Origin of the sequence: Chlorogloeopsis fritschii PCC 6912 (assembly GCF_000317285.1) — a bacterium.
Classification (GTDB): Bacteria; Cyanobacteriota; Cyanobacteriia; order Cyanobacteriales; family Nostocaceae; genus Chlorogloeopsis; species Chlorogloeopsis fritschii.
The window spans coordinates 45424-68543 of sequence record NZ_AJLN01000107.1 but is presented as its reverse complement, the minus strand read 5'-3'; the positions used below and the strand labels follow the sequence as shown (position 1 = coordinate 68543).

At 42.6% G+C, this 23120-nt stretch carries 23 protein-coding genes; 14 read left to right on the top strand and 9 right to left on the bottom strand.

The features are described from left to right. Window positions 1–527 precede the first annotated feature (527 nt). Both UYC_RS0122470 and UYC_RS0122465 read left to right on the top strand, forming a co-directional pair. Window positions 528–2702: a PhoX family protein gene (locus UYC_RS0122470; protein WP_016875051.1), complete on the top strand. Its 2175-nt coding sequence runs from the start codon at window positions 528–530 to the stop codon at window positions 2700–2702. Between the two features lie 373 nt (window positions 2703–3075). Next, window positions 3076–4278 (top strand): argininosuccinate synthase, encoded by a 1203-nt coding sequence (locus UYC_RS0122465; RefSeq protein ID WP_016875052.1) that lies wholly within the window; start codon window positions 3076–3078, stop codon window positions 4276–4278. A 185-nt stretch (window positions 4279–4463) separates the two neighbouring features. On the opposite strand, the gene UYC_RS0122460 is transcribed toward UYC_RS0122465, so the two are convergent. After that, on the bottom strand, window positions 4464–5093 hold the full coding sequence (locus UYC_RS0122460; RefSeq protein ID WP_016875053.1) for a DedA family protein: 630 nt from the start codon (window positions 5091–5093) through the stop codon (window positions 4464–4466). 739 nt (window positions 5094–5832) lie between these two features. On the opposite strand from UYC_RS0122460, the gene UYC_RS0122455 reads away from it, so the two are divergent. Further along, window positions 5833–6177, top strand: a complete 345-nt coding sequence (locus UYC_RS0122455) for an STAS domain-containing protein (protein WP_016875054.1) — start codon at window positions 5833–5835, stop codon at window positions 6175–6177. A gap of 209 nt (window positions 6178–6386) precedes the next feature. On the opposite strand, the gene UYC_RS0122450 is transcribed toward UYC_RS0122455, so the two are convergent. Next, a complete protein-coding gene (locus UYC_RS0122450) occupies window positions 6387–6917 on the bottom strand; it encodes an Npun_F5560 family protein (RefSeq protein WP_016875055.1) in 531 nt (176 codons plus the stop codon). Window positions 6918–7126: 209 nt separating this feature from the next. Next, complete coding sequence (gene rpsF / locus UYC_RS0122445; protein WP_016875056.1) at window positions 7127–7447, bottom strand: 30S ribosomal protein S6; 321 nt, start codon at window positions 7445–7447, stop codon at window positions 7127–7129. Window positions 7448–7681: 234 nt separating this feature from the next. Here rpsF and UYC_RS0122440 point away from each other — a divergent pair, with 234 nt between their 5' ends. Continuing rightward, window positions 7682–8470: a fumarylacetoacetate hydrolase family protein gene (locus UYC_RS0122440; RefSeq protein WP_016875057.1), complete on the top strand. Its 789-nt coding sequence runs from the start codon at window positions 7682–7684 to the stop codon at window positions 8468–8470. On the opposite strand, the gene UYC_RS0122435 is transcribed toward UYC_RS0122440, so the two are convergent. Beyond that, entirely contained in the window at window positions 8459–8938 is a 480-nt protein-coding gene (locus UYC_RS0122435) for a Tic20 family protein (protein WP_016875058.1), read from the bottom strand. The genes UYC_RS0122440 and UYC_RS0122435 overlap by 12 nt on opposite strands. Window positions 8939–9026: 88 nt before the next feature. Next, on the bottom strand, window positions 9027–9224 hold the full coding sequence (locus tag UYC_RS0122430) for a hypothetical protein (protein WP_016875059.1): 198 nt from the start codon (window positions 9222–9224) through the stop codon (window positions 9027–9029). 557 nt (window positions 9225–9781) lie between these two features. Here UYC_RS0122430 and glyA point away from each other — a divergent pair. The 5 genes from glyA to UYC_RS0122400 all read left to right on the top strand — a co-directional run bounded on the left by glyA (window position 9782) and on the right by UYC_RS0122400 (window position 14366). Then, a complete protein-coding gene (gene glyA, locus UYC_RS0122420) occupies window positions 9782–11065 on the top strand; it encodes a serine hydroxymethyltransferase (protein ID WP_016875061.1) in 1284 nt (427 codons plus the stop codon). 170 nt (window positions 11066–11235) lie between these two features. Beyond that, window positions 11236–12282, top strand: coding sequence for a glycosyltransferase family 4 protein (locus UYC_RS0122415; protein ID WP_016875062.1), 1047 nt, complete (start codon window positions 11236–11238; stop codon window positions 12280–12282). Window positions 12283–12400: 118 nt separating this feature from the next. Then, window positions 12401–13648, top strand: a complete 1248-nt coding sequence (locus UYC_RS0122410) for a competence/damage-inducible protein A (RefSeq protein WP_016875063.1) — start codon at window positions 12401–12403, stop codon at window positions 13646–13648. Window positions 13649–13696: 48 nt separating this feature from the next. Beyond that, on the top strand, window positions 13697–13957 hold the full coding sequence (locus UYC_RS0122405; RefSeq protein ID WP_016875064.1) for a ribbon-helix-helix domain-containing protein: 261 nt from the start codon (window positions 13697–13699) through the stop codon (window positions 13955–13957). After that, window positions 13944–14366, top strand: a complete 423-nt coding sequence (locus UYC_RS0122400) for a type II toxin-antitoxin system VapC family toxin (protein ID WP_016875065.1) — start codon at window positions 13944–13946, stop codon at window positions 14364–14366. The genes UYC_RS0122405 and UYC_RS0122400 overlap by 14 nt, the downstream gene beginning before the upstream one ends. Window positions 14367–14386: 20 nt before the next feature. On the opposite strand, the gene UYC_RS0122395 is transcribed toward UYC_RS0122400, so the two are convergent. From UYC_RS0122395 to UYC_RS0122385, 3 genes are all read right to left on the bottom strand, one after another. Further along, window positions 14387–15052, bottom strand: coding sequence for an ABC transporter ATP-binding protein (locus UYC_RS0122395; protein ID WP_016875066.1), 666 nt, complete (start codon window positions 15050–15052; stop codon window positions 14387–14389). A 392-nt stretch (window positions 15053–15444) separates the two neighbouring features. Beyond that, window positions 15445–16716: an ABC transporter permease gene (locus UYC_RS0122390; RefSeq protein WP_016875067.1), complete on the bottom strand. Its 1272-nt coding sequence runs from the start codon at window positions 16714–16716 to the stop codon at window positions 15445–15447. Between the two features lie 23 nt (window positions 16717–16739). Next, a complete protein-coding gene (locus tag UYC_RS0122385; RefSeq protein WP_016875068.1) occupies window positions 16740–18275 on the bottom strand; it encodes an efflux RND transporter periplasmic adaptor subunit in 1536 nt (511 codons plus the stop codon). Between the two features lie 554 nt (window positions 18276–18829). Between UYC_RS0122385 and UYC_RS0122380 the strand changes: the two genes are divergently transcribed. Next, entirely contained in the window at window positions 18830–19624 is a 795-nt protein-coding gene (locus UYC_RS0122380; protein ID WP_016879661.1) for an LmeA family phospholipid-binding protein, read from the top strand. Here UYC_RS0122380 and UYC_RS36760 read toward each other — a convergent pair. Further along, a complete protein-coding gene (locus UYC_RS36760) occupies window positions 19581–19892 on the bottom strand; it encodes a hypothetical protein (RefSeq protein WP_071588443.1) in 312 nt (103 codons plus the stop codon). The two genes, UYC_RS0122380 and UYC_RS36760, sit on opposite strands and share 44 nt — an antisense overlap. Before the next feature lie 108 nt (window positions 19893–20000). Here UYC_RS36760 and UYC_RS39980 point away from each other — a divergent pair, with 108 nt between their 5' ends. The 4 genes from UYC_RS39980 to UYC_RS0122365 all read left to right on the top strand — a co-directional run bounded on the left by UYC_RS39980 (window position 20001) and on the right by UYC_RS0122365 (window position 23074). After that, on the top strand, window positions 20001–20126 hold the full coding sequence (locus UYC_RS39980) for a DUF6888 family protein (RefSeq protein ID WP_085951649.1): 126 nt from the start codon (window positions 20001–20003) through the stop codon (window positions 20124–20126). Window positions 20127–20170: 44 nt separating this feature from the next. Next, complete coding sequence (locus tag UYC_RS0122375) at window positions 20171–20383, top strand: DUF6887 family protein (RefSeq protein WP_016875070.1); 213 nt, start codon at window positions 20171–20173, stop codon at window positions 20381–20383. Between the two features lie 53 nt (window positions 20384–20436). Beyond that, window positions 20437–21234 (top strand): Rpn family recombination-promoting nuclease/putative transposase, encoded by a 798-nt coding sequence (locus tag UYC_RS0122370; protein WP_016875071.1) that lies wholly within the window; start codon window positions 20437–20439, stop codon window positions 21232–21234. 145 nt (window positions 21235–21379) lie between these two features. Next, complete coding sequence (locus tag UYC_RS0122365) at window positions 21380–23074, top strand: ABC-F family ATP-binding cassette domain-containing protein (RefSeq protein ID WP_016875072.1); 1695 nt, start codon at window positions 21380–21382, stop codon at window positions 23072–23074. Window positions 23075–23120 lie beyond the last annotated feature (46 nt).

Below are 23120 nucleotides of genomic sequence, written 5' to 3'. Positions count from 1 at the left end.
TTAATATTTGCTTAATCAATAAATAATCTATTTTTAATCATCTAAATTCTATTTAATTAACCATTACATAATCTATTCTTAATATTTATTTTTTAAATTATATTTTGTCGAAATTAAATTCTTCTTACATATATATTGCAAAAACCTTGCTTGGTTTTATTGTCAAAATCAGGCTGTAAGCGATGTTGAATATTGATGTAGATTTTGCTATTGCACTTAAGTTAGTTTTTGAATTCTTTAAAGTTAAAAGTTGAATTTAAAATCGGCTTAGTGTAAGCAAGTTGAAAACAGGGACAGAATTTTTAGATTTTGTAGATGTATTATCTACAAGCTATGTTTTATTTGTTGATTAAACATAATTTTGTAGAGCAAAAATCAAATACTGAAGTTGGATAGTCGTATGTTTTAAAAGATTAATTTCAGTTTTTTCTAATAGGAAATCAAAGAGCAACAGCTTTGATTTTTGAATACATATTTCCCCAAGAAAATCAATAGTAACTTTCTCAATCCTAAATGGAGTATTCAGAATGAAAGGTTCCCTTCATCCTAAAAACAATGTGACAATCAATCCATCCGGCAATGAGTCAATCCGTGATGTGATTGAACGCGTTAGTATGAGTCGGCGGCGGTTCATATTGACAGCGGCAAGCACATCTGTGCTTACCGTTATGGGTGAGGTTTCCATTGGCGGCTTTCTTCACAGTGTTGAAGCAGCACCGATCCCACCAGGGCCAGGATTTGGTGGCATTGGCTTCAAGAGTGTCCCACCGAATCTGAATAACCCAGCTACGGGACTTCTAGAAAAGGATCTTGTCAGTGTTCCTGAAGGTTACAAAGTTGAAGTACTTGTTGCCTGGGGCGATCCGATTATGCCCGGCGCGCCGAACTGGCGATCGGATGCTTCACAAGATGCTGCGGCACAGGAAAAGCAGTTTGGGATGCATACCGATGGGATGCACTACTTCCCACTCAAAGAACGGAGTTTGTTTAGACGGAAGCAGACATCAAATCGCGGTTTACTGTGCGTGAACCATGAATATACCCACGAGGAAATCCTTCATCCTGATGGTCTGACCTTTATTCCAGCAACAGAGACTGCACCTCAATTCGGGCTACCTGGTTCACAAGTCACAATTGAGAAAGTACGCAAATCTCAGGCTGCTCACGGCGTGTCTGTTGTGGAGATATTCAAGACTGGCAATGGCTGGAAAGTCAATCGTAATTCATCTTATGGTCGCCGCATTACCGCCAACACTGAGATGTATATTTCTGGCCCGGCAGCAGGCGATGTACTTTTGAAATCGAAGAAATTCTCACTCACGCCGAATGGCTCGATTGATACTGGCACACTCAATGATGGCTACACGGCATACGGCACACTCAACAACTGTGCCCACGGCTATACTCCTTGGGGTACCTACCTAACTTGTGAGGAGAACTGGAACGGTTACTTTGCTAACCCTACTGAAGATGTAGTTTCGATTCCGGGAGTTGAGAAGTCAGATATCTTGACACTACAAAAACGCTATGGCATCTCAAAAACGGGATTCGGTTATCGATGGCATGAGGTTGATCCACGCTTTGATGCCAGCACAAATCCGCTTGAACCCCATTTGTTCGGTTGGGTAGTTGAAATCGACCCCTACAACCCACAAAGTACACCATTGAAGCGTACTGCGCTTGGTCGCTTCAAGCACGAGAGCGCTCAGGTTGTGGTTGATGACAACAACTATGTGGCTTTTTATATGGGCGACGATGAGCGCAACGAGTATATTTACAAGTTTGTTTGCGCCAGACCTTTAAATCCGTTCAATCGCGCTGCCAACAGCGATATGCTTGATCACGGTGTCCTATACGTTGCCAAGTTTAAGGATGATGGTACTGGTGAGTGGCTTCCTTTGGTATATGGTCAAGGTGGATTGACACCCGAAAACGGATTCAGAAGCCAAGCGGAAGTGCTTGTCAAGACACGGCAGGCAGCGGATCGAGTTGGTGCAACGATGATGGATCGGCCAGAGTGGGTTGCCGTGCGTCCTCGAATCGGCGGATACCAGGAAATTGAAGTTTACTGCACCTTGACAAACAACAATCGTCGCGGAGCTACTCCAGCCTCTTCTAACAACCCTGATGGTACAACAAGCGCAGGCAGTGCCCGTCCTCCGGTCGATGCTGCCAACCCTCGCCCTGACAACCGTTACGGTCATATCATCCGGTGGCGCGAAAATGGGCGTACCGTTCAAGCCACTACCTTCACTTGGGATCTTTTCGTCGAGTGCGGTGATAAACTTGCTTCTGAGCCAAATCTTGTCGGTAATATTAACGGTGACGACTTTGGTGCTCCGGATGGTCTGTGGTTTGATGACTTCGGCCGCCTCTGGATACAGACCGATCAGGCAGGTGACGGTCTCGGCGATTGGAAAAACATCGGTAGTAACGTAATGATGTGTGCCGATCCCAATACTAAACAGATCAGACGTTTCCTAACTAGCCCGATGAACTGTGAGGTGACTGGCGTCATCTCTACACCGGATGGCAAAACTATGTTCGTAAATATCCAGCACCCAGGTGAGGATGCGGTGGCTTCAAATCCCACAAAGTTCAGCAACTGGCCTCACAGTCAAGGATATGGCCCGTCTGGACGCCCGCGTTCTTCAACGATTGTGATTACACGTAAGGATGGCGGCATCATTGGTGGACTGTAAAAGTGTAATTTTGTTTAGCGATCGCTTTTTTTAAGCCAGTTACATACCGTAGAAATTTGTCTATCAAACTCTACGGTATTTTTTTTGCATTTTGTAATTCTTAATTTTTCAAAAAAATATGATATTTTTGCATTCGTGAATGTAGATAATACCAATACAGGTTTCTCTTAAAAGCTTTATATAAAAAATTGGTTTGTGATGAAAATTTAATAAATGCTTGTGTGTGGTTGCAATTACCCAAAATTAAATCATCAGACTGATTCTGTATAGATTTTGGGGTAAATCACTACCAATTATATTGATGATGAAAATATGTAGTGATGAATTGTATATAATAATCACTCACTCTTTGCTTTTTTAACTGGAGAAACTGATGGGTCGTGCCAAAAAGGTTGTGCTGGCATATTCTGGCGGAGTAGATACATCTGTATGTATTCCTTACCTCAAGCATGAGTGGGGTGTAGAAGAAGTGATTACCCTAGCAGCAGACTTGGGACAAGGAGACGAATTAGAAGCAGTTAAAGAAAAAGCCTTAAAATCAGGTGCTAGTGAATCTCTAGTAGTAGATGTAAAAGACACTTTTATCAAAGATTATGCTTTTAGCGCTATTCAAGCCAATGCTCTATATGAAAATCGCTATCCTCTGGCAACAGCCCTTGCCCGTCCGTTAATTGCTAAGGCACTAGTAGAAACTGCACAAAAATACGGTGCTGATGCGATCGCTCACGGTTGTACTGGTAAGGGTAACGATCAGGTTCGTTTTGATGTTGCCTGTGCTGCCTTAAATCCAAATCTGAAGATACTCGCACCAGCCAGAGAATGGGGAATGAGCCGAGAGGAAACTATTGCCTACGGGGAAAGATTTGGCATCCCAGCACCAGTTAAAAAATCTTCTCCCTACAGCATTGACAAGAATTTATTAGGGCGGAGTATTGAGGCTGGTGTACTCGAAGATCCAACATTTGAACCACCAGAAGAAATTTATGAAATGACTAAGGCGATCGCCGACACCCCAAACGAGCCAGAGTACATTGAAATTGGTTTCACCAAAGGCATTCCTACCAACCTCAACGGTGAACACAAAAACCCAATTGAGCTAATCGAGCAACTCAATCACTTAGCAGGAAATCACGGTGTCGGACGTATCGATATGATTGAAAATCGTTTGGTGGGAATTAAATCGCGGGAAATATACGAATCTCCCGCAATGGTAGTTTTAATTCAAGCTCACCGTGATTTAGAAAGCCTAACCTTGACAGCAGATGTCACCCACTACAAGCGGGGCATTGAGGAAACTTACAGCCAATTAATTTACAACGGATTGTGGTACAGTCCCCTAAAAGCAGCCCTTGATGCATTTATTCAAAAAACACAAGAGCGTGTATCTGGAACTGTGAGAGTGAAGTTATTGAAAGGCAACGCTACTATTGTTGGGCGTCGTTCCGAAAACTCTTTGTACACTCCCGACTTAGCAACTTACGGAGCCGAAGATCAATTCGATCATAAGGCCGCTGAAGGCTTTATCTACATTTGGGGTTTGCCTACTCGCATTTGGGCACAGCAAACTAGGGGCTAGGAGGTAGGAGCTAGGGGCTAGGGGCTAGTATGAGATACTTTAACAAGTCAAGAATTCAGAAGCCAGAAGTCAGAATCAAGAATAATTCGCCAAGTCTGTATTCTGTATTCTTCGTTTCATAATAATGTCCATTCTTTAATTTACTAGTCCCTAGTCTCTAGTCCCTAATCCCTAGTCTCTAGTCCCTAATCCTTTGCTCCTAATCCTTCTTGCCGAGCTTCCAACCATATAGGGATAACAATCACAGCTACAAGGATGAGTAATGCTGCGATCGCAAATTGGCTCACCCAGGCAACTAACTGTTCTAGGGAGACGATTTTGCCTGCAAAGAAAGCCAGTGTTACCATCACACTAGCCCAGACGCTGGCCCCCAACAGGTTGAAAAATAAGAATTTTCCAAAGGGCATTTGAGCTATACCAGCCAGTGGAGCGGCAAAAATTCGCAATAAAGCAAAGAAACGCCCAAAAAACACTGCTTTTGCTGCATTTTCACTAAATTTTTCTTTGATATTTAAAAGTCGAGCTTCTGATATTCTAAACAGGCTGCCAACTCGCACTAGTAAAGGCCAGCCGCCAATTCTACCAATCCAATAACCGCAAACCCCCCCAATCGCTGCTCCTGCGATCGCGTCACCTAGAACTAGCCAGTAACTCAGTTCGTGGCTACCAGCCAGGAAACCGCCTACTAGTGTTACGGTTTCACCAGGAATGGGAATGCCCAAATTCTCTAATAAAATTCCCAAAAAAACTGCCCAATAGCCATACGCATGGGCAATTGCTTGGATATTTTCTAGCGAGATGAATTCAACAGACATTCAGCACCGCTGCCTTTACAAATTTTTACTTTTACTATCATCTTGTCTCCTTTTTAGTGAATGTGTCAATCAACAGATTGTGTTTCATGATTTTCCCGTATTGGGGATTGGGAAGAGGACAAGGCGAAAGATTTTCCCCCTCTCCCCCCTCTTCAAGCGCCCCTATCCCCTTTAAAGGAACATACAGAAAGTAAAGCTGAAATCAAAACTCAAAATTCAGAATATTCTCGCAGAACAGAGTTCTTAGCTTGGCTAAAAAAACGTAAACTCACTAAGCATTTTTACTAAAAAAGCAAAAAATTGGTTTTTTAATTACCCAAATTTTATTAATTTATGCAAAATTAGATGGTTTTTCTCAAAAATTTGTTTTATTACTTTAAAATTAGTATTATTAATCACAAAACTTAGATAATATTGGTGGTAATGAGATACCATATACTTAGACTTACTTAGACAAGAATATTTTTCATTTTATTAAAACTTTATAAATAGCTTGGAATTTTATAAAAATTTGTTAAAAGATACAGATGCTACCAAAATTCTTGGGCAGTTATGCCTATATTGGGGTAAGTTAAAACAAATTATACGGCATGAATACTGATATTACTCCTTGCAATTCTATGGCTGTAGATTCCGAAAAGTTTGGATGAAGCAGCAGGTTTAGTCTTTGCAAGTGAGACAGTGTTTGTGCCAAATTTCTGCTTTTTTGTTTTAGTCTTTCAACTACCCAGTTAAGTTCATGACTCTAACATCAGAACATCAAGTGATATTGTTCAAGCCCCAAGGACGCATAGACTTACACGGTGGGATGGCTTTGAGTGAAAAGATGGCTGAAGTTTTACCCCAGCAGGATCAACTCTGGGTAATTGACTTAGCCGAAGTAGATTTCATGGATAGTTCTGGGCTGGTTTCATTGGTTCAAGGGTTAAAAGCCGCCCGTCAAAGTGGTTGTCGCCTGGTACTTTGCAATATGCAAGATCCTGTCAGGTTGCTTTTAGAGCTTACCCAACTGGATTCAGTATTTGAAATTGTTAATACTTACGAAGACATCCCAGAATCATTAACAAAAGCAGTCTGCTGCTAACAGAGACAACAAGTGGATTCATGCAAAAAATAACGACTATAGCAGGTAAGTGACAAAGGCTATAGTTATTTCTTCTCAAAAGAGTGGTATTTTGTCTGCAAGTACCACTCATAATCAACAACCTCAATCCCTCGCTACTGGCAAATACTGTGCAAAATGCTGATTAAGCCAAGGCGCTTAGAGGCATTTTGTACAGACAAAATATTAATCTAACCAGATATTGGGCGCGAAAAGTTGGGTAGATCGATACCACTATGAGAGGCGGTACGAGTTTTTAGGGCCAGGCGGTAACTCACACTTTGCAGTTCTGCTTGCAGCTGGCGGTTTTCTCGTTGTAGCATTGCTACCTTTTCCCTAACTGGAGCCATACGCTCCTCAAACTTACGGCGATAAATTTGAGGTAACTCCTGTACTACTTGCTCTAACATTCGGCTGCGATCGCTTAGTTCTTGCACTGACTGACGCAATTGGTAAATTTCACTATCGCGAGTTGCTATTTGCTCTTGGTAGAACGTCAGCTGCTCCTCAACGGCTTGTATTTGTTCTTGTAAAGCCAGGAGTTCGCTTTGATGACGCTCTGACACCTCAGGTTGAGGCATAAAGTTAGTGTTACCCTTCACTAGTCGGAAGAGTTCTTGAGACAACTGCTGTACTAATTGATCGCGAAGTTGCAATTCTTGGCGCAACTTCGATACTTCTATAGAGAGCGTTTGGATCGTAGATGTATCATTTTGGCTCACAGTGGCAACTAGCTCCCATGTCAGAACTTTTTATATATTTTAAGTAAAAACACGGAAGTGCTAATTTAGGCAAATCCTTCCGAGTACTTGCTAATTTAGCATTCTCGGAGAAATCAGCAAGTAGGAAAATGCAAATTTTTTTACTTTTTTACAATTTTATCTAGCTAGTAGTTAGTAGTTATTGGGAAACAACTAACCACTAGCCTAATTTAGGCTGCTTCTGTGGAAGCTTGGGATTGTTGTACTTGTTGCTTAATAGTCAAGTAGCGAATTACTTCTTCACTCAAACGCATAGCGCGTTCTAAAACAGCGATGATGTTTCCAGGGGCGGTGTAATTCATTTGAATGTAAATACCATCCCGTTGCCTATTAATTTCATAAGCTAAACGCCGTTTGCCGCGATTCTGAATCTGGATGTTGTCAGCCCCTTGTTCTCGAATCAAGTTTTCGTATTTAGAAATTGCCTGTTCTACCTGCTCGTCTCCCAAGTCGGGGCGCAGGATATACATTGTTTCATAAACTATTTGCACGATTTCATCTCCTTATGGACAATAAGGTCGCTGATGTCAATAGGTACTTATTGTTATTTTTAATACAAATTCCCATCAACATCTAAAGCAACAAGGAATTATAATCTTACCAGTTTTCTATTTTAATAATTAGCTAAATTTATTCAGTTAGTCATTAGTTTACGATCTGTGAACTATAGACTATTGACTTTAAAAGGTGATTTGATCTCAAACAGTAGAATATTTATCAGTGTTATGGCCCAGCGCTATGTACGAGTTCAAAATCAAGAAGGACAGATTTACTATGGGTTACTACAACTCTCATTGACGGTGCAGGTGTTAGATGCTCCGCCTTGGTTACAAGGTCAACCTACCGATTTGATTCTGGAACCAGACAATTACCAAATTTTGGCTCCTTGCGCCCCTTCAAAAATTGTGGCAGTAGGGAAAAATTATGCAGATCATGCCGCAGAAATGGAAAGTGAAGTGCCAATAGAGCCGCTCCTTTTTTTTAAACCGCCTACCTCTGTGATTGCTTCTCTGGCAGAAATTCAGTATCCGTACCAGTCGCAAAGAGTAGACTACGAAGGAGAGTTGGCTTTGGTGATAGGCGATCGCGCTATTGATTGCACAGCAGAGGAAGCTCAAACAAAAATTTGGGGTTACACGATCGCCAATGATGTGACAGCGCGGGATTTACAAAGAAAAGATGGACAATGGACGCGAGCTAAAGGATTTGATACTTTCTGTCCTTTAGGCCCGTGGATTGTCCGCGAACTAAGCCCCGGAGCCAGGTTGCAGACTTTCTTGAATGAGAGTGCTACTCCTGTACAATCTGCGACTATCGACCAGATGGTTTTTTCTCCAGATTTTCTGGTTTCTTATATCAGTAAAATCATGACACTTTTACCAGGAGATGTGGTGCTAACGGGTACACCTGTTGGAGTTGGGGCGTTAACCATCGGCGATCGCATCCGGGTGGAAATTGAAGGCATAGGTCGCCTGGAAAATAAAGTGGTGGCTCGTGAAAAGCTAGCGCGGTAATTGCATATACACAGCATCAGAAATAGCGGGGATTTCTGCGTAACGTCCCCACAACGACTGGGCTATGGAATAAACGACTGCGACTACTATGCCTATAAAGATAGTACTTGCTACCGTTTGAAGTGCAAAACTTAAACCAGGAAGCGCTACAAGGCGCACAATAATGCCACACAGATACACAATAATGTTTAATAATAGCGCCTGTAATGTGTTAAACCTAATAAAGTGATTGATTCTTTCGTTTCTTACCACTAAAAGAAACAGAGCAAAGAAAATAATCAGTTCTCCATATGGCCCCAAGATACCGTAAAGAACAAGTACGGGTTGAAGTGGTACAAATAGCACTTGTAGTGCTGGGAATTGTTGGAATAAATATAAGCCAAATCCAAGTACACCAATTAAGGGCAACAAATAAGGCAAGCTAGCAAAAATTCTATCTTTAACCGTTGTAGACCCGCGCCAAGCCATATTGCGTTCTCCTATGGTTAAACTGCAATAGTCATATGAACCTAGAATAACGCAGTTAAGTAACTACTTACATCTTGGGGATTTCAGTTCATTCAATATTAACAATCCGAAAACCCATCATACACTCATACTGGTCAGGCTGCTGTTCAGCAATTTTACGGAGTACATGACCGCAGCGGAGTTGACCTTGACGCCACCGAGGTTGACCACTACTGTCAGCCATTAAACAAGATTGACAAACCTGCTGAGGGGCAAGGATTTGATCCTCCATTAAAATCACTAGCATCCAATCCCTCCTGTAGTTCCTCAATTGTTTCCCATATTTCCTCTTGGGCTAATTGTTTTGACTATGGTTGGCGATCGGGCTGTAGCAGATAATTGATTTAGGTTGACAAATTACAGACTTCGTTAAAATCCCGACTCATCCCTTATCTTCTCTGTTGCTATATTAACTGCCTTTCCTTAGTTTGGAAAAACTTAGCTGATAGCAACCCAAGCATAATTACCCAAGTGGACTTTAGTTTATTGTAAGTTGGATATTTAAATTTGTAGTAAAAACCAATACATAAATTCACGAGAACAAGTTGCAATCAGAAATAGTTCATACTTGATATTAAGAAAAGAGCGTTATGATTATTAACGCACTTATCGAGCTTGCGTCTGGTAATTCAGTTCAGTCAAGACAAATAAATCTCAAAAGTCATCAGTCAATTGTCAATAATCAAAAAAATATTGAATCCTGGACTCTTGAGTTTGGAGTCTTGACTGTGGACTCGAATCTATACGCTGCTGCCTTGTACTTTACATCAACTGTTGTGCAAATTGACCTAAGGATAGCTGAAAGTGACTCTAAATAATTCAGATTTTCTTGCTTCCTCCGATCCGATCGTTGCGGAGTTAATTAACAAAGAACTAAAGCGCCAACGCGATCATTTAGAGCTGATTGCTAGTGAAAACTTTACCTCTGCGGCTGTACTGGCTGCACAGGGTTCAGTGCTGACAAATAAATATGCCGAGGGATTACCCGGTAAACGTTATTATGGCGGTTGCGAATTCATAGATCAAATTGAACAGATCGCAATTGACCGAATCAAACAACTGTTTGGTGCTGCTCATGCCAATGTTCAACCCCATTCTGGCGCACAGGCAAATTTTGCAGTGTTTTTGACACTCTTGGAACCAGGAGACAAAATTATGGGCATGGACTTGTCTCATGGAGGGCATCTTACCCACGGTTCACCTGTGAACGTGTCTGGTAAGTGGTTTAAGGTTGTTCATTATGGTGTGGATCGGGAAACAGAACAATTAGACTATGACCAAGTTCGGGAGCTGGCGCTAAGGGAGCGTCCTAAGCTGCTGATTTGCGGTTATTCTGCTTATCCTCGTGTTATTGATTTTGAAAAATTCCGCAGTATCGCTGATGAAATTGGCGCATACTTACTAGCAGATATTGCTCACATCGCTGGTTTGGTTGCTAGTGGTTTGCACCCCAATCCCCTGCCTTATTGTGATGTAGTAACAACAACTACTCATAAAACTTTACGTGGCCCCAGGGGTGGTTTAATCATGACCCGCGATCCAGAATTGGGTAAAAAATTGGATAAAGCAGTTTTTCCTGGAACTCAAGGTGGGCCGCTAGAACACGTCATCGCTGCTAAAGCAGTATCTTTTGGAGAAGCCCTCAAGCCAGAGTTTAAGACCTATTCTGCCCAAGTAATTGAAAATGCCCGCGCTTTGGCTGCACAGTTGCAAAATCGAGGTTTTAAGCTAGTATCTAATGGAACAGATAACCATTTAATGCTAGTAGATTTGCGTAGCATTGGATTGACAGGTAAGAAGGCAGAACAGTTTTTGAGTGATGTAAACGTCACTACTAACAAAAATACTGTTCCTTTCGATCCAGAGTCACCCTTTGTAACTAGCGGTTTAAGGCTAGGTTCTCCAGCAATGACAACACGGGGTCTGGGAGTTGCAGAATTTACAGAAATTGGTAATATTATTGCCGATCGCCTGTTGAACCCAGATGCTGAAGCAGTTGCCGAAGATTGTCGCCGACGGGTGGCAGCTTTGTGCGATCGCTTCCCCTTATACGCCCATTTGGAAATCTCTGTACCAGCTTTAGCGTAAGGAATTGCTAATAGCTAATGGTTAATAGCTAATAGCTAATAGCCATTAGCTAAACCCAAATAAAAAATGTATCAATTCCCCTACTGATCCGTACCTAAAATGTAGTAGATATAAAAACAAGTACCTCTCGGCATATTTTTATTTCATAACCAACTAAATTTAAGATCCAAATGCCTGCTCAGATTTATCCTCTGATCGCTTTCCTTGCTGCTGCTGTTGTCGTTCTTTGGACTACGCCAGATGTCAAAAACATTGGTATTAAAAGTGGACATTTAGATCAGCCCGATTCCCGCAAAGTTCATCAACGCCCAATAGTGCGGTTGGGAGGAATTTCTATCTTTGCAGGCACCATAACCTCTCTACTAATTGTGTGGTGGCTGGGCGGATTTGGAGTTCAGCCTCCTGATAAAGAATGGCAAATTTGGGGCGTTACTCTGGGCAGTATTGGTTTTTTTCTCATTGGTTTAGCAGATGATTTACTAAGCCTATCTCCGATCGCACGTTTAGTAATGCAAGCGATCGTGGCAGCTGGTGCATGGAAAGCAGGCGTAAGTATAGATTTCTTAAGCCTTCCGACAGGAGGGTTAATTCACCTTGATTGGTTGAGTCTGCCCATCACAGTGATTTGGCTAGTGGGAATGGTAAATGCGATCAACTGGATTGATGGATTAGACGGTTTAGCAGCTGGAGTGTCTGGTATTGCAGCGATGGTAATGTTGGTTGTAGCTTTGTTTATGCAGCAAAGCCCAGCTGCCTTAATCGCCGCGGCTCTAGCTGGTGCAACCTTAGGATTTCTTCGTTACAATTTCAATCCTGCCCAAATCTTTATGGGGGATGGGGGATCTTATTTTATTGGATTTACCCTAGCATCTGTTGGCGTGATTGGTTTAGTGAAAACTGCTGCTGTTACTGCCGTTTTATTGCCCTATCTAATTCTAGCAGTACCAATTGTGGATATGTCAGCGGTAATTTTGGCAAGGCTACGCCGAGGCAAATCGCCTTTTGTGGCAGATAAAAGCCATTTGCACCATAGACTGCTACGTGCTGGTTTGTCCCATAGAAGGACGGTGTTATTCATTTACTCTTTAACACTCTGGGTTGGAAGTTTAGCATTGGCTGTCGCTGGTGTACCTAGTGGTGTTGCTTACGCTTTTGCCGCTAGCTCCTTGCTCAGTTACACTAGCTGGCGAGTTTGGAAACAGTCGCGGCAATCATAGATACTGGGGAGTGGTTAGTGGTAAGCAACCAACTACCAACTACTAATTGTACAGACGCGATGAATCGCGTCTGTATCTACCAACTACCAACTACTAACAATCCCTATTCCCCATTCTCATGAGTGCAGAAATTATTTGTGTTGGGACTGAACTACTACTAGGAAATATACTCAACAGCAATTCTCAATATTTGGCAATTGAGCTAGCAAAATTAGGCATTCCTCACTACTATCAAACAGTAGTAGGAGACAACCCACAAAGGCTCAAGCACGTGATCGAAATTGCTAGTCAAAGAGCAGAAATTCTGATTTTTACTGGTGGACTTGGGCCTACACCTGACGATCTCACCTGCGAAACTATCGCCGACGTTTTTGGCGTCCCCTTGGTAGAACGCCCGGAAATTATTGAGGATATTGCCCGGAAATTCCAACAGCGCAATCGCACAATGACTCCTAGTAACCGCAAGCAAGCTTTGATACCCAAAGGAGCAGAAATTTTACCTAATCCCACTGGCACCGCACCGGGTATCATCTGGCAGCCTCGTCCTGGATTGACAATTTTTACCTTCCCTGGTGTACCGAGTGAAATGCAAAGAATGTGGGAAGAAACAGCAGTACCTTATCTAAAAAGCCAGGGTTGGGGCAAGGAAATCATCTACAGCCGGATGTTAAAATTCTGGGGCATTGGTGAATCTGCTTTAGCAGAAAAAGTTGCTGCCTATCTCAAATTGCCTAACCCAACGGTTGCACCCTATGCCAGTAAGGGAGAAGTTAAGCTACGAGTTTCTGCCAAAGCTACTTCGGAAACCGAGGCACAAGAGTTAATTGCTCCTGTAGAAAAACAACTTCAAGAAATTGCTGGGCTGGATTATTACGGTGCTGATGATGACACACTTGCTTCCGTAGTTGGTCATAGTTTGCGTAAGACAGGAGAAACCCTTTCCGTTGCAGAATCCTGCACAGGTGGTGGATTGGGGCAGATGTTGACCGAAGTATCTGGTAGCTCTGATTACTTTTGGGGTGGGATAATTTCCTATGACAATTCAGTAAAAGAGAGGCTTTTAGGGGTTAATCCAGAAGACTTAGCCAAATTTGGGGCGGTAAGTACTACTGTGGCAGAGCAAATGGCATTGGGAGTGCGATCGCGTCTGGGCACTTCTTGGGGATTGAGTATCACTGGTATCGCCGGGCCTGGTGGTGGAACACAGACAAAGCCAGTGGGTTTAGTATACATCGGTTTAGCAGGGCCAAATGGCGTGGAAAGTTTTGAATATCGCTTTGGTACAGGGCGAAGTCGGTCGTTTGTTCGGCATTTGAGCGCGTGTACAGCATTGGATTTGCTGCGACGGAAGTTGTTGACGAGGTAATAAATATGGTAAGCTTGTCATACTAATGTATGACAAGTAGAAAAGACAATGCGAATTAATGCCCGATTAGATGAAGAGTCTGCTCGCAAACTAGCCTGTATTAAACAGCAAACCAATCAGGCAGTGACAGATGTGATTAAGTCTGCTATTGACTTGTACTATCAAAAGCTTCAGCACCAGCAACAGAATCCCCATAAATTGCTAACAGAAACTGGTTTTATTGGTTGTGGAGAGGCAGAACCAAGTTTATCTGTAAACTACAAGTCTATTTTGAGAGATAACTTAAAAACCAAATATGGTTATAGTTGATACGGGGTTTTGGTTAGCTTTGGCAAATCGAAATGACCAGTATCACGCTCAGGCAATAGCGATACTTGCCAATATAAACGAACCTTTAATTACAACTTGGGCTGTCGTTACTGAAACTTGCTACTTACTCCTCACTACGATAGGCAACCATGCTCAAGTAAGTTTCATAAATAACTTATCTTTAGAAGTAATTACAGTTTTTGATTTGCAACCCCATCATGGCAGACGCATTTGTGAATTGATGGAACAATATGCAAACTTGCCAATGGATCTTGCCGATGCTTCGCTGGTAGTTTTAGCAGAGCATTTAGGGCACGGAAGAATTTTATCGATAGATTTTAGAGATTTTAACGCTTACCGTTGGAAGAATCAGTATCCGTTTGAAAATTTGATGTTGTTGGATGGTTGAAGAGTGGAGGGCGATCGCCACTATCCAGCTACAACTAAACCATCCTGAACACGAATAGTCCGTTTTGTTTGAGCAGCAATATCTGGCTCATGAGTCACAATCACAATCGTAATGCCTTGGTTATTCAATTCTGTTAGCAATTCCATGACTTCGTGGGAAGTTGTGGTGTCTAAAGCTCCTGTTGGCTCATCCGCTAAGACTAAAGCCGGTCGATTTACCAAAGCACGAGCAATGGCAACCCGCTGTTGTTGTCCGCCCGACAATTGGCTGGGACGGTTATTAATGCGATCGCCTAAACCTACCCTTGTTAGGGCTTCAATTGCTCTTTGACGGCGTTGTGGTTTTGGTACATTGGCATAAACCATCGGTAGCATGACGTTATCTAATGCCGTCGCCCGCGACAAAAGATTAAATTGTTGGAATACAAAACCGATGCGTTGATTGCGGATATACGCTAACTCATCATCGTCAAAGGTAGTCAGGTTTCTGCCCTCAAGGACGTAATGCCCTGTTGTCGGACGGTCGAGACAGCCAATAATATTCATGAGAGTGGATTTACCGGAACCCGACATACCCATAATGGCAACGTATTCTCCTTCCTCAATAGATAAATCAATTCCCTTGAGTACTGGGACATCCACTTCTCCTAAGCGGTAGGTTTTGGTGATAGACTCCATCCAAATCATACGATTTTAGATTTTATATTTTAGGTTTTGGATTGTTCTTCAAATTGGCCTTGAATTTTTAATTTTTAATCACTTACGCCTAATGTGAATTAGTAGAACTCACGTTGAGTAGCGCCAAATGATAGATTGATTAAAAAATCCAATTTTATGATGATAACGAACACTGTCTTGGAAAGCTTTGAGCCTCGCTCCGCGAGGAGCTACGCTAACGCCGGAAACCGGCGCACCCTACGGGAAGCCGCAAAGCGTCTACAAACTTTCCGCAGATAAACACAGATGCACACGGATAAATTATCTGTGTTTATCTGTGTCCATCTGTGGTCGATTTCTAAAATATGGCTTTTGCTTGCCCTTTTAATTCACATCTAACGTCACTTCTGCCTCCTGCTTCATTAGTCGCTCCGTAAAGCGGCAATTGGATCTAATTTGGCGGCGTTGCGTGCAGGGATCACCCCAGCCAATAGCCCAACTATGAATGAAAGTCCAAATCCGGCGATGACTGATAAGGGAGAAACGACAAACGGAAACTTGAAAATAGCGGCGGCGGCGGCGGCAATAAGAATACCGGCTCCCATGCCAATGCCTCCTCCAACGGTAGAAATGGCGATCGCTTCTGCTAAAAATTGATTGAGAATGGCTGCATAGGTTGCTCCTACTGCTTTGCGAATGCCAATTTCCCGCGTTCGCTCGACAACGGAAACCAGCATAATATTGGCGATCCCAATTCCCCCAACTAACAATGAAATCCCGGCGATCGCTACCACCATCACCGTAAATAAACTCACCACATTAGTAAAAGTATTGACAATATCAGCTTGATTAGTTAACCGAAAATCATCAACTGCTGGTGGATAAATGTTGTGACGCAGGCGCAATATATTAGTTACCTGAAATTGAGCAGCCTCTAACTGCTCCTGATTGCTAGCTTTAATTAAAATTCCACTGACGGAAATACCTGCCAAAGCATTATTACCAACTAATCTCCGTGACATACTAGTGAGGGGAATGTAAATTTGGTCATCTCTATCCATAGGCCCCTGAGAACCCTTTGGCTCCATTACCCCAATTACTTCGTAAGCTTCTCCCCGAACCCGAATTTTCTCACCAACAGCGTTAGCACCTTCTCCAAAAAGTGTTTTTTGTACTGTAGGGCCAAGAACAGCAACTTGCGTGGCAGTATCAAGTTCTTCTTGAGTAAAAAATCTGCCTGCTTGCGGGTAGACATTTCTTACTTCCGGGTAGTTCAAATCTGTGCCGTAAATTGTTGTGGATGTGTTCTGCCCGCCGTACACAACTTGTGCGTTTCGCTGTAAGTAAGCAGAGACAACCTGAGCAGATGGCGCTTGCTGGGCGATCGCCTCGGCATCTTCCCAAGTCAAAGTACTGGTAGAACCAAGTCCCTGACTGATAAATCCGCTTCTCGCAGCACCAGCTAATACTTGCAAAACATCTGTACCCAATGCTTGTATTTGTTGTTCGACTCCTTTTTGCACACCTTGACCGACAGAAGTAATCGCAATGACAGAGGAAATCCCAATAATTACACCCAGCATAGTTAGTCCGGTGCGTAATTTATTACTCCACAGTGCCTCCGCAGCCATTGACAAGATTTCTACTAATGAAACTGTACGGGTACTCTTTTTTCTGTAAAAACCCTTAAGCATAACAGTTGCATTTAAAACTTATTTTACAGAGATCTGCCACCTCGACCACCACCTCCCATACCAGGCAAGACTCCACCTCGCGGTGTTGATTGCGGTCGCGCTCCTGGTGGGAAGCTCAGTAATACCCTTTCAGTTCCTTGCAAACCAGATTTGACTTCTGTATAGTTATTGACCGTAGCGCCGGTTTTAATCGGAGTAAATACTGTTTTGTTATCTGCTCCTGTCACAAACACACCTGTGCTTCCTTGCTGACGCACAACTGCTGCTGTAGGCACAACAATAGCATTTTGCAATTGACCAACTTGGAAATCAGCTTCCACATTCATCCCTGATCGCAGTAAATTTTGGGAGTCAGAGCCAAGTGAAATTTTGACTTGAAAACTAGTAACATTTTGTTCTACTGTCGCCTGAGCAGCAATTTGACTGACTTTGCCCTCAAAAGTTTTGCCTGGGAAGGCATCTGCTCTAATCTTGACTTTTTGCCCCAGACGTATTTTAGAAATATTTGTCTCAGCTAAATTTGCGACAACTTGATTTGTAGAAGCTAAGGACAATATCGAAGAAGAGGTGGCTGAGGAAACATCACTGCCTGAGGTTGTTGGCGTCACAAAAGCCCCTGGATCGGCGTACTTTTGAGTCACAACGCCATCAAAAGGCGCTCTCAGTACAGTGTCATTGATTTTTGTTTGGATCGTTTGCAACGAACCACGAGCAGAAGTCACCTGAGCTTGGGCTGCGTCAATATCTTCTTGGCGCGTTCCAGCTTTGAGGAGTGCTAGGGCTTGTTCTCTTTGCCTGACTACCGCCCGCAATTGCTCAATATCTTCTGAACGCGATCCTGCTTTTTGCAATGCCAATGCCTGCTGGGCTTCATTCACCTGAGCCTGTACACTGTCACGATCGGCACGTGCTTGGTTTAAAGTTTGAAGGGAAACAGCCCCCGCATTGTACAGCTGCTGATTGCGGCGGAAATTATCTTCTGCTTTTGTCAAAGTGGCTTGAGCATTTTTTAAACGTGCCTCAGCCTGTCCAATATCTTGGGGGCGGTTGCCTGCGATCGCCTTTTGTAAGTTTGCTTTTGCTTCGTCTAATTGTGCCTGTGCTTGAGCAATATCTTGAGGACGATTGCCCGCGATCGCCTTTTGTAGATTCGCTTGTGCTTGTGCTAGTTGTCCTCGTGCTTGGGTGAGTTGCCCTTGTAAATCAGAATCATCCATCTGAGCAAGTATTTGCCCTTGTTTGACTGTATCTCCTTCTTTGACTAACAATGCTTTGAGTACACCTGATTCTTTAGGGCTAACATTAATCGAGCGTTCGGGCTTAACTGCACCATTAGCTGAAACGGCGATCGGTAAGCTCTGCCTTTGTACAGGAGCAGTTAAAATCCTCTGTCTTGCATTGCGAGTGGGAACAATTACCAGTTGACGATACACGGCAAAACCAACTCCACCCGAAAGCAAAAGAATGAGCAGCCAAGATAGCCAACCAGTCCTTTTCTTTTTCTTTGCTTCTAGAAGGAAATTTGATGTGTCTAAGGGGTGCGAGGTATCAATTTTCATTTATCCTGTTCTGTTTAGGAGTACTGGCTACACAGAGGCACTGCTGCAAGAATTCGAGGTAACTGGATTTTGGTAGCTCTAAAGTTGTAATTTTCTTATCTGTATTATTTCAATTATCTATTTATAGAATGTTCCCATTGGCAATTTTGATGTAACCATATACTTAGGTCTCACAATCCTCCAGTAGGAGGAATATCTCTATTGGAAGGTTTCAGCTAACTCTGGGACTTACGCACAAGTCACGGAAGAACAAGAATTAGAAGAGTATTTTGCGTAAGTCCTGTAACTTTGACGAAGTCTAATTTAGATTTGCGTGTTGTGACTACATGATTGCTCGGATGTTCTACTGTTGCTGCAACCCCATCGTATAATTCACTCTGGTGCTAGTGCATAGTGCAAAAGTCCCAATTTTATACATGACCTAAGTCACATATTTTGCTGAGATCTAATCGGATATCTTGACCGATCTATCAGCACAATCAATCGCCAAAGACTTGCTGCATCCTTCACAATTTGTTACAAAAATACAAAGAACTTCTAGAGGCATCAACTCAATGTTCGGCGGACTTACAGGTTTAACAGATCCCAAAGGCACCGACTGGGGAGAGCGGATGCTCAACACCGTTGCGAGCCAAACGATTCGCCACCTATTCACCAAAAGCGAGTCAATAGAAGTCTTTGTCCGCTGTTATCCCTCCAGCAAACTCTTACAAGGCAGTATTGACAGTTTTAAAATGAGTGGTCGTGGCTTAGTGATTCGTAAAGATTTTGCAGTGGAGGAAATGTCTTTTGAAACCGATGCTGTTGCGATTGATTTTGGTTCTGTTTTGAGTGGCAAGTTAAATTTGAAGCAACCAACACAAGCGATCGCCCAAGTCGTATTGTCAGAAGAAGGTATCAACCAGTCTTTTCAAGCAGAACTGGTAAGAAATCGTTTAGTGAATTTATCCTTACCTGCTTTGACAGCCTTATCCGGTGGCAAACCAGTCTCTTTTAGCGAAATCAAGGTGCAGTTGTTACCCCAAAATCGCCTCAAACTTTGGGCAAAAGCAGATTTAAACAACGGCGAACTCGTGCCGTTGAATATGACTGTAACCATAGCTGTAGAAAGGCGCAGACGCATTTCTTTTCAAAACCCGGAAGTTGAACTTGAGCAAGTGCCAGAAGCACAGCGAGAAATGTCTAAAACCTTAAGTCTGGCGCTAGCGGAAATTTTGGATAATATGGTTGATTTAGATCGCTTTGATTTGGATGGAGTAAAAATGCGGCTTAATCGTTTGGAAACCGAGGGAAAACGGTTAATTTTTAGTGGTTATGCGGAGATTGAACGCATACCTCGTAGCGGTTAATTGTTGCGATCGCTCTTTCTAATCCTGCGTCAAAATCCCCACTAAAATCTGCATCAAGACTTCTAAATCGGTGGGAACTCGATACAGCATCAAATCCTGAGTTACCACCCGCGAGGAGCGATGAAAGTAAATTAATAGCACCCTTAACCAAGTTCGCTCCTAACTCCTTGAGAATATCTGCCGGAGCAAATTTCATCAAAAAGTAACTGCGGAAAGTATACGTCTCATTCGGTTTAAGAATCGGGGGACGTGGTGTTCGTTGTGTCAAAGCATATGCTCCCCAAGTACATATTGTTACTCTTTTGAGTGTAGTGCGATCGCATCATTTTGCTAAAAGTGTGTAATGGTAAATTGCAGAAAAGTGATCGGAAAGAAAATGCCAACCTACCAACAGCTACGCACTTGCTTTATTCTCAGCTATCAAAATACTAGAATGTACTTACCAATTTATTTGGTGACAATTGACCAGCGAACAAAACACGTAGTCATTCTTGCAGGCTAAGAAACCGAAATTGTCATTTATCCAAATGGAAAGTGGCGGTACGTATGAGCAAACACAATTTTACAACAATGAATCGTGCAGAATTAAGGCGCTACATCCTAGCCCACAGAGAAGATCAAGAAGCACTACAAGCATATATTGATCGATTTCAAGACCCTGAGGCTATAGTTTTCCCCGCACCTGAATCTGTAGAAGATCTAGAGCATTACCCAGAGCTACACAGACAGTACCAAGACAGAAAACATCAACGTGACTAAAGAGGGATTACTTTAGTAAAATAGCCACAATATAAAAATCTTTTGTCAACTTCGTGAAAACTGACAGTATTTTTTATCGTCTTTTTCAAGAATTCCCCGATATCTTTTTTGAACTCATAGGTGAACTAACACAAGAGGCTAACACCTATCAATTTTCATCAGTTGAAATCAAACAAACAGCATTCAGAATTGATGGTGTATTTCTTCCCACACACGAAGAAAGCCCTATTTACTTTGTTGAAGTGCAGTTTCAAACTGATGCAAATATTTACGCTCGATTGTTTGCAGAAATTTTTCTATACCTACGGCAAAACTCACCACAAAATGACTGGCGTGGTGTGCTCATATATCCCAGCAGTAGTGTAGACACGTCGAATATACAACATTATCGAGAATTCTTTACAAGCCAGCGAGTCCTACGTATTTATCTTGATGAATTAGGTGAAGTGACTTCACTACCTATTAGTATTGCGACTATTAAATTAGTGATTGAAAATGAAGATATAGCTATTTCACAAGCAAGGCAACTAATAAATAGAACTAAACAAGAGATAAGCTCTAAACCGAAACAGCGGCAGTTATTAGAATTAATAGAGACTATTTTGGTTTATAAGTTTCCCAGGATGAGCAGGGAGGAAATAGAAACTATGTTTGGCTTAAGCGAGTTAAAGCAGACACGATTTTATCAAGACGCATTTCAAGAAGGCAAACAAGAAGGCAAACAAGAAGGCAAATTAGAAGCAGTACCTCGGCTATTGGCTTTGGGATTAACTGTAGAACAGATAGCAGAGGCGTTAGGTTTAGAAGTCGCACAAGTCAGGGAAGCCTCACAAAATCAATCCTCCAGTTGATGTAGCAACTATCAGCCTATTGCTAGCCAAAATTTTTCTCTGTCTTCAAGGAATTGATTGTGCCAAACTTGGAGTTAAATTTTGTTAAGATTAGACTCGACGTGAGTCTGCCTTCGCTGCCAATTGCCTACCTTGGAGACACCCGATGTTGCGACTAGAACATATCAGTAAAATTTATCCGACTGGCGAAGTCCTCAAGGATATCAACTGGGAAGTCAAATCTGGCGATCGCATTGGTTTAGTTGGTGTCAATGGAGCCGGAAAATCAACACAACTCAAAATTATTACTGGCGAAGTTGAACCGTCTTCTGGTGAAGTTATTCGTCCTGCCAGCTTACACATAGCTTACCTCAACCAAGAATTTGATGTTGATCCCTCTCGCACAGTCAGAGAAGAATTTTGGACAGTCTTTAAGGAGGCAAACCAGGTAAATCAGTCTTTAGTGCAAGTGCAGCACCAAATGCAAACTGCTTCCCCAGAGGAACTGGAAAAACTGATTAATAAATTGGATCGTCTCCAGCGACAGTTTGAAGCTTTAGATGGTTACGGCTTGGAAGCACGCATTGGCAAGATATTGCCAGAAATGGGATTCGAGCCAGAGGATGGCGATCGCCTTGTCAGTGCCTTTAGTGGTGGCTGGCAGATGCGGATGAACTTAGGTAAAATTTTGCTGCAAGAACCGGATTTGTTGCTGCTAGACGAGCCGACTAACCACCTAGATTTAGAAACTATTGAGTGGCTAGAAAATTACCTGAAAGGATTAACCACACCGATGGTAATAGTCTCCCATGACCGGGAGTTTCTTGACCGTCTGTGTACCCAGATTGTGGAAACTGAACGTGGTGTTTCCACTACCTACTTTGGCAATTACTCGGCATACCTGCAACAAAAATCAGAAAATCAATTAGCGCAATTATCTGCTTACGAACGCCAGCAGAAAGAACTAGAGAAACAGCAGGCGTTTGTTGATAGGTTCCGCGCCAGTGCCAATCGCAGCACCCAGGCAAAAAGCCGAGAAAAGCAACTAGAAAAAATTGAGCGCATCGAAGCACCCACCTCTGATGTCAAAACATTGCACTTCCGTTTTCCGCCTGCACCCCGTAGCGGACGAGAAGTGATAAAAATCAAAGATTTAACTCACATCTACGACGATAAAATTTTATTTTTGGGAGCAAATCTCTTAATTGAAAGAGGCGATCGCATTGCTTTTCTTGCTCCTAATGGTGCTGGTAAATCCACGTTATTACGGATAATTATGGGTATAGAGCAACCCACGGAAGGCAATGTTAGCTTAGGCGAGCATAACGTGATCCCCGGTTATTTTGAGCAAAACCAAGCGGAGGCTTTAGATTTACAAAGAACTGTCATGGAAACTATCCATGATGAAGTCCCTGATTGGAAAAATGAAGAAGTCCGCACGTTACTAGGACGCTTTTTATTCAGTGGTGACACGGTGTTTAAAAAAGTTGTCGCTCTTAGCGGTGGAGAAAAGGCACGTCTGGCGTTGGCAAAAATGCTCTTGCGCCCGGCAAATTTACTGATACTAGATGAACCAACAAACCATTTAGATATTCCAGCCAAAGAAATGCTGGAAGAAGCACTGCAAAATTACGAGGGAACCGCAATCGTTGTTTCTCACGACAGGTATTTTATTTCTCAAGTAGCAAATAAAATCGTGGAAATTCGGGATGGGGAATTCCGTGTATATCTAGGTGATTATCACTACTACCTAGAAAAAATTGCTGAAGAGAAGGAACAAGCTAGACTAGCGGCGATCACTGCCGAAAAAGCTGCCAAGAAAGCTGCTAAAGCCGCAAAAGCAGCTGCGAAAAAGAAATAAAACAGCAGCTAAAATTCATAATTCTGAACACTCCACCCCTCAAGGG